Here is a 14141-nt window from a genome sequence, read left to right on the forward strand (position 1 = left end):
AGCGCCCTCGTCGACAACGCCGGGTCGCGGCGTCCGGCGCGGTGCCGTGACCCGGTGAACCGTGCCGGTCAGAGCTAGGTGATCATGTCGCGGCGGCGGAGGGCGGCGAGGCCGGCGCCCGTCAGGGCCGCGGCCAGGGCGGTCAGGGTCAGCAGCGGGCCCCAGGCCAGGGCCTCCGCGCCCGGGAGCTTGGGCAGGTGGGCGAAGGGCGAGAGGTCCATAACGGTCTGCGGGAGGTTCAGCGCCGGGCCGATCCAGCCCAGGGCCAGCGCGGTCCCGGCCACCGCCCAGGCGGCCACCGCGTACTTCGGGGCCGCGCCGTGCAGCAGGGCGGCCAGCGCCCCGAGCACCCACACCGCCGGGAGCTGCGCGAGGCAGGCCCCCACCACCGCGCCCACGTCCTCGCCGTGCCCAGCGCCCAGGCCGAGCCCGCCCAGGAACAGGATCAGTGCCGATCCGCCGAAGGCCACGGCCAGGTGGCCGCCGGCCCAGCGCAGCCGGCCGACCGCGTTCGCGAGCAGCGATTCGGCGCGCTGCCCCGACTCCTCGCCGCCCAGCCGCAGCACCGCCGAGACGATGTAGAGGGCGGCAACCATGCCCAGCATCCCGGCCATCGTGGCGAGGAAGGCGTCGGCGAGATCGCTCTGCCCGCCCATCCGCTCGATGACCTCGCGGGACTTCGCGTTGTCGCCGATCAGCTCGGTGGCGCCGTCCGTCATCCCGCCGAAGACCACCCCGGCGGCGAGGAACCCGAGGCTCCAGCTGGTCAGGCTGCCGCGCTGGAGCCGCCAGGCCAGCGCCCCGGCCGAGCCGAGCCGCCCCTGCGCCGGACCCGGGCGGGCCGGCAGGAAGCTCATGCCCAGGTCACGGCGGCCGGCCAGTACGTACGCCGCCGCCACTTGCGCGGCCCCGGCCGCCGCGAACAGGGCGAGCACCCACCAGCGTTCGCCGGCGAAGGCCCGTACGTTCTCCAGCCAGCCCAGCGGCGAGACCCAGGTCAGCGCGGACGAACCGTCCACCGACCCCGCGTCACCGGCCGCGCGCAGCACGAAGGCCACGCCGATGAGTGCTCCCGTGAGCCCCTTGGCGAGCCGCGCGCTCTCGGTGAACTGCGCCGCGATGGCGGCCAGCCCCGCGAACAGCATCCCGGTGGCGCCGATGCCGAGCCCGAGGGCCAGCGCACCGCCCGCGCCCTGCCCGGCGAGGCCGGCGGTCACCAGCAGCACGACGAGGCCGTTGGCCACCAGGGCCGCCAGCAGCGCGGCCGTCAGCGGAGCTCGGCGCCCCACCATGGCGGCAGAGAGAAGCTCCTGACGGCCCGTCTCCTCCTCCTCGCGGGTGTGCCGCACCACGATGACCAGGCTCATGATCGCGGCGAGGAGGGCGGCGAAGCCCCCGCCGCGCCAGGCGGTCAGAGCGCCCAGCGAGTCGCCGAAGAGCGGCCCGTACACGGAGCGCAGCGAGCCGTTGACGCTGACCGCGCGGGCGAGTTCGGCCCGTTCGGCGGCCGTCCCGTACACCGACTCCAGGGCGCCCGGCAGGCTCACCACCATCATGGCCACGACCAGGATCCAGACGGGCATCATCACGCGGTCGCGGCGCAGGGCGAGGCGCAGCAGGGCGCCGTTGCCGGCCAGTTGGTCCGTCATCACGTGCCGGCTCGCGTCGTTCTTGCTCTTCATCGCGACACGCCTGCCTTCGCGGTGCCGTCCGTACCGTCCGAGCCATCCGTGCCGGTCGTGCCGTTTCCGCCGTCCGCGTCGTCCGTGTAGTGGCGCAGGAAGAGCTCTTCGAGCGTCGGCGGGTTCGCGGTCATCGAGCGCAGACCCGACTCGGTGAGCGAGCGCAGTACGGGGTCCAGCTTGTCGGTATCCACCTGGAAGCTGATCTTCAGCCCGTCCACCTCCACGTCGTGGACGCCGGGCAGGTGCGCGATGCCGTTCGGCGGGCCGGCGAGCTCGGCGCTGATCGACGTACGGGTCAGGTGGCGCAGTTCGGCAAGGCTGCCGGTCTCCACGGTGCGGCCCTTGCGGATGATGCTGACCCGGTCGCAGAGGGCCTCGACCTCGCTGAGGATGTGCGAGCTGAGGAGGACGGTGCGGCCGGCGGCGCGGGCGTCAGTGACGCAGCTCCGGAAGACCCCCTCCATGAGCGGGTCGAGGCCGGAGGTGGGCTCGTCAAGGATGAGGAGCTCGACGTCGGAGGCAAAGGCGGCGACGAGGGCGACCTTCTGCCGGTTGCCCTTGGAGTACGTACGCCCCTTCCTGGTGGGATCGAGTTCGAACCGCTCGATCAGCTCGGCCCGGCGGGCGCGGTCGAGGCCGCCGCGGAGCCGCCCGTAGAGGTCGATGACCTCACCGCCGGAGAGGTTGCGCCACAGCGTGACGTCTCCCGGGACGTAGGCGACGCGGCGATGGAGGGCGACGGCGTCGGCCCACGGGTCGCCGCCGAGGAGTTCGGCGGCGCCGGAGTCGGCGCGCAGCAGGCCCAGCAGGACCCGGATGGTGGTGGACTTGCCAGCGCCGTTGGGGCCGAGGAACCCGTGGACCTCGCCGGTCGAGACCGAGAGGTCGAGTCCATCAAGTGCGTGGGTGCGGCCGAATGCCTTGTGGAGTCCGGCGACGCTGATTGCCTTCGTCATTCTTCCGAACGTACGCTATTTTCATAAATTTGTGAAGGTTGGAGATCGCGTAAAGTCTGGAGGGTGACGGGCATGGACGCGGAACGGAACGAGGAAGCGGTCTCCCGCTTCGTGGAGCGGTTCGCCGCCCAGTTGACCGACGGGGGAATGCAGCGGATGGCGGCGCGGGTCTTCGCGCAGCTGCTGGCGAGCGACGAGGGCGCCATGACATCGGCGGAGCTGGGTGAGGCGCTGCAGATCAGCCCGGCGGCGGTGTCGGGGGCGGTCTCGTACCTGACCCAGGTCGACATGGTCAGCCGCGAGCGGGAACCGGGCTCGCGACGGGACCGGTACGTGCTGCACAACGAGCTCTGGTACGAGACCTTCAGCCGGCGGGACCAAGTGCTGACCTTGTGGGAGAAGACCCTGCGGGAGGGCGCGGCCAGCCTGGGCACCGGCTCTCCGGCCGGGTCGCGGGTCGCGGAGACGGCGGAGTTCTTCGACTTCATGCAGAAGGAACTGCTGGGCCTGCTGGACCGCTGGCGGATCCACAAGGAGAAGCTGGACCGGTCGTCTGCAGCGGGCTAGGTGTACTGCCCTGTGAGGTTGTGGACGCGACTGGCGGGTGGTTTGCCTGCGAGGGCGGTGTGTCCGCAGTGGTGATTGTAGGTGTGGAGCCACTGGGGGAACGCTGCTCCTCGTTCGGCTTCTGACTGGTAGGGGCGGGCGTAGGCCCATTCCTCCAGCAGTGTGCGGTTGAGGCGTTCGACTTTGCCGTTGGTCGGGGGCCGGTAGGGCCGGGTTCGCTTGTGGGTGATCCCGGCTACTGTCAGCAGGTCGCGCCAGGCATGGGATTTGTAGGCGACACCGGCATCACGTCCGCCGCCGTCGCCGCGGCCCGCGACTTTCCACGCCTTCGCGTGCTGGCTCTGACCATCGTCACCAGCATGACGAGCTCCGATCTCGCTGACATCGGCGTCGCCGGCTCAGCCTCGGCCGAGGAGCAGGTGTTGCGGCTGGCCCGGCTGGCGGAAGGCGCTGGTTGCCATGGCGTCATCGCATCGCCGCAGGAAGCCGGGCCACCGCGTGGTGTGCTGAGAACCAGCGCCCTGATCGTCACGCCGGGAGTCACGCTTCCTGGTGAGTCCCCAGGTGAGCACGCCCGGCCCGGCACGACGCGTGGTGCCGTTGTTGCCGCTGGTGCTTCACATGTTGTCGTGGGCCGGACGGTCACCCGTACCGCGGACCCGGCGGCGGCATTCCGGCTCGTCCGCACCGACCTGGAGCTGTGAGCGGAAGCGATCATCCGGCTGGATGGTCAAGCCGCTGCTGGGAGGGGCCGACCGCTCCATCGGATGCCCTTCTCGCTGTGGATGCGGGCGCGGCCGCCAGAACACCCCGAGAACGCCACGCCCCGACCCGACCCGCGCAGCGGGAATGGCGCCTGGGCTCAGCTGAGTTCGGCGAAGGCTTCCACGTCGCGAGTCTTGCCCGTGACGATGATGACGTCGCCCTTCTCGACGACGGTTTCGGCGGTGGCGTGGGTGAAGTCCTGGCCAGGGCGTTTGATGCCGACGACAGTGATGCCGTACTTGGTGCGTACGGCGCTCTCGCCCAGGGGGATGCCGGTGGCGACGGCCGGGGTGATGGTCTTGACCAGGGCGTAGTCGTCGTCGAACTCGATGAAGTCGAGCATGCGGCCGGTGACGAGGTGGGCGACGCGTTCGCCCATCTCGTGTTCGGGGAGGACGACGTGGTGGACGCCGAGGCGTTCGAGGATCTGGCCGTGCTGGCGGCTGATGGCCTTGGCCCAGATGTTGGGGACGTTCTCCTCCAGGAGGTTGGAGGCGACGAGAATACTTGCCTCGATGTCGGTGCCGATGCCGACGACCACACTGGGGAAGTCCCCGACGCCGAGTTGTCGGAGCACCTCGGGGTCGGTGCAGTCGGCGACGGCGGTGTGGGTGAAGACGTCGCTGTGCTTCTGCACGAGGGTGGCGTCGGTGTCGATGCCCAGCACGTCCCAGCCGCGCCGGGTCAGTTCGTTCGCCAGGGAACTGCCGAACCTGCCCAGGCCGATGACGGCGACGCGCTGGTCAGCCGCGGCGTGGGTGCCGAGGTCCAGGAGCCGCTTGCGGCGGCGACGGCGCAGGGAGTGCAGGTAGTTACCCAATGACGGGTCGCTCCTCGGGTAGCTGGTAGCGGCGGGTCCGCTCGCGCAGGGCGAGGGACGAGACGAGGGTGATCGGGCCGAGTCGGCCGACGAACATGAGGAGGATGAGGATCAGCTGGCCGGAGTCGGGGGTGTCCGCGGTGATGCCGGTGGACAGGCCGACGGTGGCGAAGGCGGAGACGGCCTCGAAGAGGACGGCCTCGAAGGGGGCTTTGGTGACGGTGAGCAGGGCGAGGGTGGCGGCAATGACGAGTCCCACGGCGAGCAGTGCCACGGTCAGGGCCTGACGCAGCACGTGCGGGGCAAGGCGCCGGCCCATCACGGTGGAGTTGGGCTCGCCCCGGACCTCTGCGAGCATCGCGGCGGCCAAGACCGCGAAGGTTGTCACCTTGATGCCGCCGGCCGTGCCCGCGCTCCCGCCCCCGATGAACATCAGGGTGCAGGTGAACAGGATGGTCGTGGCGTTGAGTGCGCCCATGTCGATGGCATTGAAGCCGGCGGTGCGGCTCATCGCGGAGTAGAAGAAGCCGTTGAGGATCTTCTCGTCCCAGTCGAAAGGAGCGAGGGTCCCCGGGTTGGTCCATTCCAGCAGGCTGGTGAGCACGGTGCCGATGAACAGCAAGGCGGCGCTGGTGACGATCGTCAGACGGGTGTGCAGCGACCAGTTGCGGCGGCCGGTGGTGCGGCGCCGGGTGCGATGGCGCAGCAGTTCCAGCAGGACGGGGAAGCCAAGGCCTCCCAGGATCACGGCCACGGCGATCGGGAGGGTGACCCACGGGTCCTGGGCGTACGGAGTGAGGCTGTCTCCGTGCAGGCCGAAGCCGGCGTTGTTGAACGCCGATACCGCGTGGAAGAAACCGGAGTAGGCGGCTTCGGTGAAAGAACGGCCGTATCCGAAGCGCAGCCGCAGGGCGAGGAACGCGCCCACCGCGAGTTCGACGATGAGCGTGCAGCCCGCGACTCCGAGGAGGACACGGCGAACGTCGCCGATGCCCAGGCTCTTGGTCTCCGCTGCCGCGGTCAGCTGCATGCGCAGCCGCAGTTTGCCGGATACCAGCAGAGCCAGCAGGGATGCCAGGGCCATGATGCCGAAGCCGCCGACCTGGATCAGCGCCAGGATGACGCCCTCACCGAAACCACTCCAGTGCGTGGCGGTGTCCACGACGACCAGACCCGTCACGCACACCGCCGAGGTGGACGTGAACAGCGCCGTCACGACGTCCGTCGTCGAGCCGTCCTGGGAGGCGATCGGCAGCATCAGCAGTGCCGTGCCGACGGCGATCACCAGCGCGAACGCCCAGACCACAGTGCGGGCCGGATGAGTGGTGAACAGCGAATGCCACAGTCTTGCCGCGTGTCCGGGCACTCGACCGACTTCCCTCCGACTCGACGCCACCATTGGGCCCGAGCGTCAGGAGTGCGTCAAGGACCAGCGGCGTCACCCTACCCGGCCACGCAGCAAGTCCCGAACGGGGCACGAGGTTCCGGAGCGAGCGTCCCCCCGACGGCAGCAGCAGGGTCCATCAAGGTGAGCCGGAAGGTAGGCCGGGTTGCCGTGCGTGTCAGGTGAGTGCCGCCTTGGGGAGGTCGGGGGCGGATCTGGGGACCTTGTCCGCGATGGGCAGGGTGAGAACCATGGTCAGACCGCCGCCGGGGGTGTCCTCCGCTGCCAGGGTGCCTCCGATGGCTTCGGTGAAGCCGCGGGCGACCGCGAGGCCGAGGCCCACGCCGGCTCCGGCGGGGGCGTCTCCGTAGCGCTGGAAGGGTTCGAAGATGCGGTCCTTGGCCTCGTCCGGGATGCCTGGGCCGCGGTCGACGACGCGCAGTTCGACCCGCTCGGCCAGCGCACTGGCCGAGACGAGGACGGGGCGACCGTCTGGGCTGTACTTGACGGCGTTCTCGACGATGTTGGCGACTGCCCGTTCCAGCAGGCCGCGGTCGACGGCGACCATGGGGAGGGTTTCAGGAATGTCGAGTTCGACGCTGTCGTCGGGTACGCCGACCAGGGCCATCGGGACCACTTCGTCGAGGTCGGTCTCGCGGATCAGCGGGGTGACGGTGCCGGTCTGGAGGCGGGACATGTCGAGGAGGTTGCCGACCAGTGCGTCGAGTCGGTCTGCTCCCTCTTCGATGCCTTCGAGCAGGTCGGCTCGGTCCTCTTCCGACCATTCCACGTCATCGGCGCGGAGGGAGGTGACGGATGCCTTGATTCCGGCGAGGGGTGTGCGGAGGTCGTGGCTGACGGCTGCCAGCAGCGCGGTACGGATTCGGCTGCCCTCGGCGAGCCGCTGGGCTTCCTCGGCCTGGCCGACCAGGCGCTGGTGGTCGAGGACGACGGCGGCTTGGGCGGCGAAGGCGCCGAGGACCCGGCGGTCCTCGGCCGGGAGGACGCGGCCGGTGAGGGCGAGGGCCATGTTCTCGCCGATGGGCATGTCGACGTCGGCGTCCTCCGGTCGCGCGGCCGGGGCGGGCCCGGTGCCGGCCGCGAGGGTCCAAGGTTCGACCTCGCTGTCTCGCTCGAGCAGGGCCACCGATTCCATGGCGAAGGTCTCGCGGACCCGTTCCAGCAGGGCGGGCAGGGCTGTTTCGCCGCGCAGGACGCTGCCGGCGAGGAAGGAGAGGATCTCGGCTTCGGCGCGCAGCCGGGCGGCCTGGTGGGTCCGGCGGGCGGCGAGGTCGACGACGGAGGCGACGGAGACGGCGACCGCGAAGAAGACCGCGATGGCGACGATGTTCTTGGGGTCTGCGATGGTCCACAGGTGCAGCGGCGGCGTGAAGAAGTAGTTGAGCAGCAGGGACCCGAAGGCAGCCGAGGCCAGCGCGGGGAACAGTCCGCCGAGCAGGGCGGCGGCCACGGTGAGCGTGAGGAAGAGCAGCATGTCGTTGGTGAGCCCGAGGTCGGGCACGACAGTGCGCAGCAGTACGGTCAGGAGTGCCGGTCCGGCGATGCCGACCAGCCAACCCCAGATGCTGCGGGAGCGGCCCAGGCGGGCGCCGCGTGCCACGGGTAGGCCCCTGCCCTTGGCGGCCGCGTCGTGGGTGACGATGTGGACGTCGAGGTCGGGTCCGGACTCACGGGCGACGGTGGCGCTGACGCCGGGGCCGAAGACGTACTGCCAGGGGCGGCGGCGGCTCACGCCGAGGACGATCTGGGTGGCGTTGACGCCGCGGGCGAATTCCAGCAGGGCGTCGGGGATGTCGTCGCCGATGACGTGGTGGAAGGTGCCGCCGAGGTCCTCGACCAGGGTGCGCTGGACGGCCAGTTCCTTGGGTGAGGCGGAGGTGAGCCCGTCGCTGCGGGCGATGTAGACGGCGAGGACTTCACCGCCCGCGCCCTTCTCGGCGAGACGTGCGGCCCGGCGGATGAGCTGTCGGCCTTCGGGGCCACCAGTCAGACCGACGACGATGCGTTCACGGGCCTGCCAGGTGGAGCGGATGTTGTGCTCGCCCCGGTACTCCTGGAGGTACTCGTCCACCCGGTCGGCGACCCACAGCAGCGCCAGCTCGCGCAGGGCGGTCAGATTGCCCGGCCGGAAGTAGTTCGACAGGGCCGCGTCGACCTTGTCCGGCTTGTAGACGTTGCCGTGGGCCATGCGCCGGCGCAGGGCCTGCGGGGACATGTCGACCAGCTCGATCTGGTCGGCCCTGCGGACCACCTCGTCGGGCACGGTCTCCTGCTGCCGGACCCCGGTTATGGCCTCGACGACGTCTCCGAGGGACTCCAGGTGCTGGATGTTGACGGTCGAGACGACGTCGATGCCCGCCTGGAGGAGTTCCTCGACGTCCTGCCAGCGCTTGGCGTTACGGGAGCCGGGAACATTGGTGTGGGCGAGTTCGTCCACGAGCGCCACGGCAGGGCGGCGGGCCAGGACGGCGTCCACGTCCATCTCCGTGAAGACGCCACCCCGGTACTCCAGCTCGGCCCGCGGGATCTCTTCGAGTCCGTGGAGCATGACCTCGGTGCGGGGGCGGCCGTGGTGCTCGACGAAGGCGACGACGGCGTCGGTGCCTCGCTCGATCCTGCGGTGCCCTTCCGAGAGCATGGCGTACGTCTTGCCGACGCCCGGGGCGGCGCCGAGGTAGATCCGGAATGTGCCGCGTCTCATGTCGTTCAGCCTTCGAAGCGGTAGCCCATGCCGGGCTCGGTGATCAGGTATCTGGGATGTGCCGGGTCTGCTTCCAGTTTGCGCCGGAGCTGGGCCATGTAGACGCGCAGGTAATTGGTCTTGTCTTCGTACGTCGGGCCCCACACCTCCAGCAGCAGCTGACGCTGGCTGATCAGCCTGCCGGGGTGGGTGATGAGGATTTCCAGCAGGTGCCACTCGGTCGGAGTGAGCCGGACATCCCGGCCATCACGCCGGACCCTTTTGGCCACCAGGTCCACCGTGAAGCCGTCGGTCGTCACCAGGACCGTCTCCTGCGAAGGCTCAGCGGCCTCCTGGCGGCGGACCGCTGCGCGCAGCCGGGCCAGCAGCTCGTCCATGCTGAAGGGCTTGGTGACGTAGTCGTCGGCTCCTGCATCGAGCGCCCTGATCTTGTCCTCGGAGGTGTGGCGGGCCGACAGGACGAGGATCGGGACGCGGCTCCAGTCCCGTACGCCCTTGATGACTTCGATGCCGTCCATGTCGGGCAGGCCGAGGTCCAGCAGTATGACGTCCGGTTTGCGGGTGGCGGCGAGGCGGAGGGCCGACCTGCCGTCGGTCGCCGACTCGACGTCGAACTTGCGCGCCTGGAGGTTGATCCTCAGGGCGCGGACGAGCTGCGGGTCGTCTTCCACCACCAGGACCCTGGTCATCGCTGTGGCACCTTCCTTCCGTGGTGGGTGTGCTGGGTATGGGGCGGAGCCGGCCGGACACGAGAGTTCCGCATCTGGCCGGCTCCGGAGCCCGTTCAAGGCAGGCCCTAGCGCTTGGTCAGCGCCTTGAGTGCCAGGTTGAGGCTGAGGACATTGACGTGGGGTTCGCCGAGGAAGCCGGCGGTACGGCCCTCGGTGTGCTCTTCGACCAGCTTGGCCACCTGCTGCTCGGTGAGGCCGTTCTCCTTGGCCACGCGCTTGATCTGGATTTCCGCGTACTCCGGGGAGATATGCGGGTCGATCGCGGAGGCGGAGCCGGTGACCGCGTCCTTGGGCACCTCGGACTCCGGGACGCCGTTGAACCCGGCAACCTGCTTCTTGGCATCGGTGACCGCTTGCACCAGCCGGGAGTCGGACGCGCCGAGCTGACTGGAGCCGGTGGCGAGCGGGTTGTAGCCGCTGTTGGAGGGGCGCGGCTGGAACCACTTGGGGTCCGGGCGCGCTGCCTCTTCCTCGTCATCCGGGTTGTTCTTGGGGAGGTCCCAGCTCTGGCCGATGAGCGAGGAGCCGACCTCCTTGCCGTCGGCCTTGACCAGGGAGCCGTTGGCCTTGTCGTGGAAGAGCGCCTGGGCGACCCCGGTGACGGCGAGCGGGTAGAGGATGCCGGTCACGACGGTCAGCACCAGCAGCATCCGTAGCGCGGCGACCAGGAGACGGCCTGTGTTGGAGACGGAGTTGTTCATGGCGATCAGCCGATTCCGGGGATGAGGGAGATGAGCAGGTCGATGAGCTTGATGCCGATGAACGGGGCGACCAGGCCGCCCAGGCCGTAGATCCCGAGGTTGCGGCGGAGCATCTTGTCCGCGCTGGTCGGCCGGTACCGGACGCCCTTGAGGGCGAGCGGGACGAGCGCGATGATGATCAGCGCGTTGAAGATGACCGCGGAGAGGATCGCGGACTCGGGCGAGGCGAGGCCCATGATGTTGAGCTTGTCCAGGCCCGGGTAGGCGACCGCGAACATGGCCGGGATGATCGCGAAGTACTTCGCGACGTCGTTGGCGATCGAGAAGGTGGTCAGGGCGCCTCGGGTGATGAGGAGTTGCTTGCCGATCTCGACGATCTCGATGAGCTTGGTGGGGTTGGAGTCCAGGTCCACCATGTTCCCGGCCTCCTTCGCGGCCGAGGTGCCCGTGTTCATCGCCACGCCGACATCGGCCTGGGCCAGGGCGGGTGCGTCGTTCGTGCCGTCGCCGGTCATCGCGACGAGCTTTCCGCCGGCCTGCTCCCGCTTGATGAGGGCCATCTTGTCCTCGGGAGTCGCCTCCGCGAGGAAGTCGTCCACACCCGCTTCCTCCGCGATGGCCTTCGCGGTCAGCGGGTTGTCTCCCGTGATCATGATGGTCTTGATGCCCATGCGCCGCAGCTCGTCGAAGCGTTCGCGCATGCCCTCCTTGACCACGTCCTTGAGGTGGATGACACCGAGGACGCGCGCGCCCTTCTCGTCCTCCACGGCCACCAGGAGCGGCGTGCCGCCGGCCTCGGAGATGCGGTTGGCGAGAAGGTCGGCGTCGTCGGAGACCTGACCGCCCTGCTCCTTGACCCAGGTGATGACCGAACCGGCCGCACCCTTGCGGGTCTTCCTGCCGTCGACGTCGACACCGGACATACGGGTCTGGGCGGTGAACGCGATCCACTCGGCGTGGGCGAGCTCGCCCTGGTGGCGCTCGCGCAGCCCGTACTTCTCCTTCGCCAGGACCACGATCGAGCGGCCCTCGGGGGTCTCGTCGGCCAGCGAGGACAGCTGGGCAGCATCGGCCAGTTCGGCCTCGGTGGTGCCCGTGACCGGGACGAACTCGGCGGCCTGCCGGTTGCCCAGCGTGATCGTGCCTGTCTTGTCGAGCAGCAGCGTCGAGACGTCTCCGGCCGCCTCCACGGCTCGCCCGGACATGGCCAGCACGTTGCGCTGGACGAGGCGGTCCATGCCGGCGATGCCGATCGCGGACAGCAGGGCCCCGATCGTGGTCGGGATCAGGCAGACCAGCAGCGCGGTCAGCACGATCATCGAGGTCTGCTCGTCGGCGCCCGCATAGATCGCGAACGGCTTCAACGTGACCACGGCCAGCAGGAAGACGATCGTCAAGGAAGCCAGAAGAATGTTCAGCGCGATCTCGTTCGGCGTCTTCTGCCGCGCCGCGCCCTCCACCAGGTTGATCATCCGGTCGATGAAGGTCTCGCCCGGCTTTGTCGTGATCTTGATGACGATCCGGTCCGAGAGGACCTTCGTACCGCCGGTCACCGCACTGCGGTCGCCGCCCGACTCGCGGATGACCGGGGCGGACTCCCCCGTGATGGCGGACTCGTCCACGGACGCGACACCTTCGACGACGTCACCGTCGCCGGGGATGATGTCGCCGGCCTCGCACACCACCAGGTCGCCGATGCGCAGCTCGGTGCCCGGGACGCGCTCCTCGTTCTTGCCGACGATGCGGCGGGCGACGGTGTCGGTCTTGGCCTTGCGAAGAGTGTCGGCCTGCGCCTTGCCCCGTCCCTCGGCGACGGCCTCCGCGAGGTTCGCGAAGATCGTGGTCAGCCACAACCATGCCGTAATGGCCCAGCCGAACCAGTCCGTCGGGTTGGTGATCGCCAGGACGGTGGTGACCACCGACCCGATCAGGACCACGAACATGACCGGGGACTTGATCATGATCCGGGGGTCGAGTTTGCGGACCGCGTCCGGGAAGGACTTCAGCAGCTGCTTGGGGTCGAAGAGACCGGCGCCCACGCGGCCGCTCTCGGGCTTGTGCCCCGTCGGAACATCGCTGTGCGGCGCGGGGGTCCCCGTGCTGGTGGACATCGGGTCCTCGTGCTTCTTTACGTTGGTGTTCATGACCCCAGCCCCTCGGCGAGCGGCCCCAGCGCCAGCGCCGGGAAGAACGTCAGACCGGTGATGATCAGGATTACGCCGACGAGCAGCCCCGTGAACAGGGGCTTCTCGGTGCGCAGGGTGCCCGCGGTCTCGGGGACGGGCTTCTGCTCGGCGAGCGAGCCGGCCAGGGCCAGCACGAACACCATGGGCAGGAAGCGGCCCAGCAGCATGCACAAGCCCAGCGTCGTGTTGAAGAACGGCGTGTTGGCGCCGAAGCCGGCGAACGCCGAGCCGTTGTTGTTCGAGGCGGAGGTATAGGCGTACAGGACCTCGGAGAAGCCGTGCGCCCCGACGTTGGTCATGGCCTCCTTGCCGTCCGGCAGGGCCATCGCCACGGCGGTACCGACCAGTACCAGCGCGGGAGTGATGAGGATGTAGCAGGCCGCGAACTTGATCTCGCGGGTGCCGATCTTCTTGCCCAGGTACTCCGGGGTGCGGCCCACCATCAGACCGGCCAGGAAGACCGCGATGACCGCCATGATCAGCATGCCGTAGAGGCCGGAGCCCACGCCGCCGGGCGCGATCTCGCCCAGCATCATGCCGAGCAGCAGCACACCGCCGGACAGGCCGCTGAAGGAGTCGTGGAAGGAGTTGACCGACCCGGTGGAGGTCATGGTGGTGGAGACCGCGAACAGCGAGGACGCGCCTTCGCCGAACCGCTGCTCCTTGCCCTCCATCGCCCCGCCCGCGAGCTGGGAGGCGGTGCCCGGGTGGGCGTACTCGATCCAGGTCACCAGGATCACGCCGACGAACCAGATCGTCCCCATCGCGGCGACGATCGCGTAGCCCTGCTTGACGTTGCCGACCATGCGGCCGAACGTGCGCGGCAGCGAGAAGGGGATCACCAGGAGCAGGAAGATCGTCAGCAGGTTCGAGAAGCCGTTGGGGTTCTCGAAGGGGTGGGCGGAGTTGGCGTTGAAGTAGCCGCCGCCGTTGGTGCCCAGGTCCTTGATGGCTTCCTGGGAGGCCACCGCGCCCGGCGAGATGCTCTGGGTCTGCCCGGTCACCGTGGTGAGCTCGTGGATGCCGCCGAAGTTCTGGATGGCGCCCGCGGCGACCAACAGGATCGCGGCGATCACCGAGATGGGGATCAGGATGCGGACGGTGCCGCGCACCAGGTCGGCCCAGAAGTTGCCCAGCTCGCCCGTGCGGGAGCGGGCGAAACCGCGTACGAGGGCCACCGCGACGGCGATGCCGACTGCCGCCGAGACGAAGTTCTGGACGGCCAGGCCGGCGGTCTGGGTGACGTGGCTCATGGCCGTCTCGCCCGAGTACGACTGCCAGTTCGTGTTCGACACGAAGGACGCGGCCGTGTTGAACGCCTGGTCCGGGGTGATCGCCTCGAAGCCGAGCGACAGCGGCAGCACGTGCTGTACGCGCTGGAGCACGTACAGCAACAGCACGCTCACGGCCGAGAAGGCCAGCACCGCGCGCAGGTAGGCGGACCAGCGCATCTCGGCGTTCGGATTGGCGCCGACGCTGCGGTAGATCCACTTCTCGACCCGCAGGTGCTTCTCGGAGGAGAAGACGCGGGCCATGTAGTCGCCCAGGGGGCGGTGCACCAGGGCCAGGGCGGCGATCAGCGCCGCCACCTGGAGCACGTCAGCAAGAACGGGGCTCATATCGG

The 14141-nt window shown here is 69.4% G+C and carries 11 protein-coding genes and 1 pseudogene; 2 read left to right on the forward strand and 10 right to left on the reverse strand.

Translation table 11 applies throughout. The annotated features are described in order from the left end of the window. Window positions 1-74 precede the first annotated feature (74 nt). Window positions 75-1682, reverse strand: coding sequence for an ABC transporter permease (locus OG435_RS08965; RefSeq protein WP_266876301.1), 1608 nt, complete (start codon window positions 1680-1682; stop codon window positions 75-77). Next, window positions 1679-2641 carry an ABC transporter ATP-binding protein gene (locus tag OG435_RS08970; RefSeq protein ID WP_266876302.1) on the reverse strand — a complete coding sequence of 321 codons (963 nt, stop codon included), beginning with the start codon at window positions 2639-2641 and terminating at the stop codon, window positions 1679-1681. Before OG435_RS08970 ends, OG435_RS08965 begins: the two co-directional genes overlap by 4 nt. Before the next feature lie 72 nt (window positions 2642-2713). Here OG435_RS08970 and OG435_RS08975 point away from each other — a divergent pair, with 72 nt between their 5' ends. After that, a complete protein-coding gene (locus OG435_RS08975; RefSeq protein WP_266876303.1) occupies window positions 2714-3208 on the forward strand; it encodes a GbsR/MarR family transcriptional regulator in 495 nt (164 codons plus the stop codon). Here OG435_RS08975 and OG435_RS08980 read toward each other — a convergent pair. Beyond that, a pseudogene (locus OG435_RS08980) lies at window positions 3205-3495 on the reverse strand (integrase core domain-containing protein); the annotation flags it as partial. The gene OG435_RS08975 and the pseudogene OG435_RS08980 overlap by 4 nt on opposite strands. Between OG435_RS08980 and OG435_RS08985 the strand changes: the two are divergent. Continuing rightward, entirely contained in the window at window positions 3469-3912 is a 444-nt protein-coding gene (locus OG435_RS08985) for an orotidine 5'-phosphate decarboxylase / HUMPS family protein (protein ID WP_266876304.1), read from the forward strand. The pseudogene OG435_RS08980 and the gene OG435_RS08985 sit on opposite strands and share 27 nt — an antisense overlap. A gap of 158 nt (window positions 3913-4070) precedes the next feature. Here the strand turns inward: OG435_RS08985 and OG435_RS08990 are convergent, their stop codons facing one another. The 7 genes from OG435_RS08990 to kdpA form a co-directional block, all read right to left on the reverse strand. Further along, window positions 4071-4793 carry a potassium channel family protein gene (locus tag OG435_RS08990; protein WP_266876305.1) on the reverse strand — a complete coding sequence of 241 codons (723 nt, stop codon included), beginning with the start codon at window positions 4791-4793 and terminating at the stop codon, window positions 4071-4073. Next, window positions 4786-6159: a TrkH family potassium uptake protein gene (locus OG435_RS08995; RefSeq protein WP_266876306.1), complete on the reverse strand. Its 1374-nt coding sequence runs from the start codon at window positions 6157-6159 to the stop codon at window positions 4786-4788. The genes OG435_RS08990 and OG435_RS08995 overlap by 8 nt, the downstream gene beginning before the upstream one ends. A 196-nt stretch (window positions 6160-6355) precedes the next feature. Continuing rightward, window positions 6356-8899, reverse strand: coding sequence for a sensor histidine kinase (locus OG435_RS09000; protein ID WP_266876307.1), 2544 nt, complete (start codon window positions 8897-8899; stop codon window positions 6356-6358). 5 nt (window positions 8900-8904) lie between these two features. Beyond that, window positions 8905-9588, reverse strand: coding sequence for a response regulator (locus OG435_RS09005; RefSeq protein ID WP_266876308.1), 684 nt, complete (start codon window positions 9586-9588; stop codon window positions 8905-8907). A gap of 107 nt (window positions 9589-9695) precedes the next feature. Beyond that, window positions 9696-10331, reverse strand: a complete 636-nt coding sequence (gene kdpC / locus OG435_RS09010) for a potassium-transporting ATPase subunit KdpC (protein WP_266876309.1) — start codon at window positions 10329-10331, stop codon at window positions 9696-9698. Between the two features lie 5 nt (window positions 10332-10336). Further along, window positions 10337-12475, reverse strand: coding sequence for a potassium-transporting ATPase subunit KdpB (gene kdpB / locus OG435_RS09015; RefSeq protein ID WP_266876310.1), 2139 nt, complete (start codon window positions 12473-12475; stop codon window positions 10337-10339). Further along, window positions 12472-14136 (reverse strand): potassium-transporting ATPase subunit KdpA, encoded by a 1665-nt coding sequence (kdpA, locus tag OG435_RS09020; protein WP_266876311.1) that lies wholly within the window; start codon window positions 14134-14136, stop codon window positions 12472-12474. Before kdpA ends, kdpB begins: the two co-directional genes overlap by 4 nt. Window positions 14137-14141 lie beyond the last annotated feature (5 nt).

It is taken from the genome of Streptomyces sp. NBC_01264 (assembly GCF_026340675.1).
In the GTDB taxonomy this organism is placed as follows: domain Bacteria; phylum Actinomycetota; class Actinomycetes; order Streptomycetales; family Streptomycetaceae; genus Streptomyces.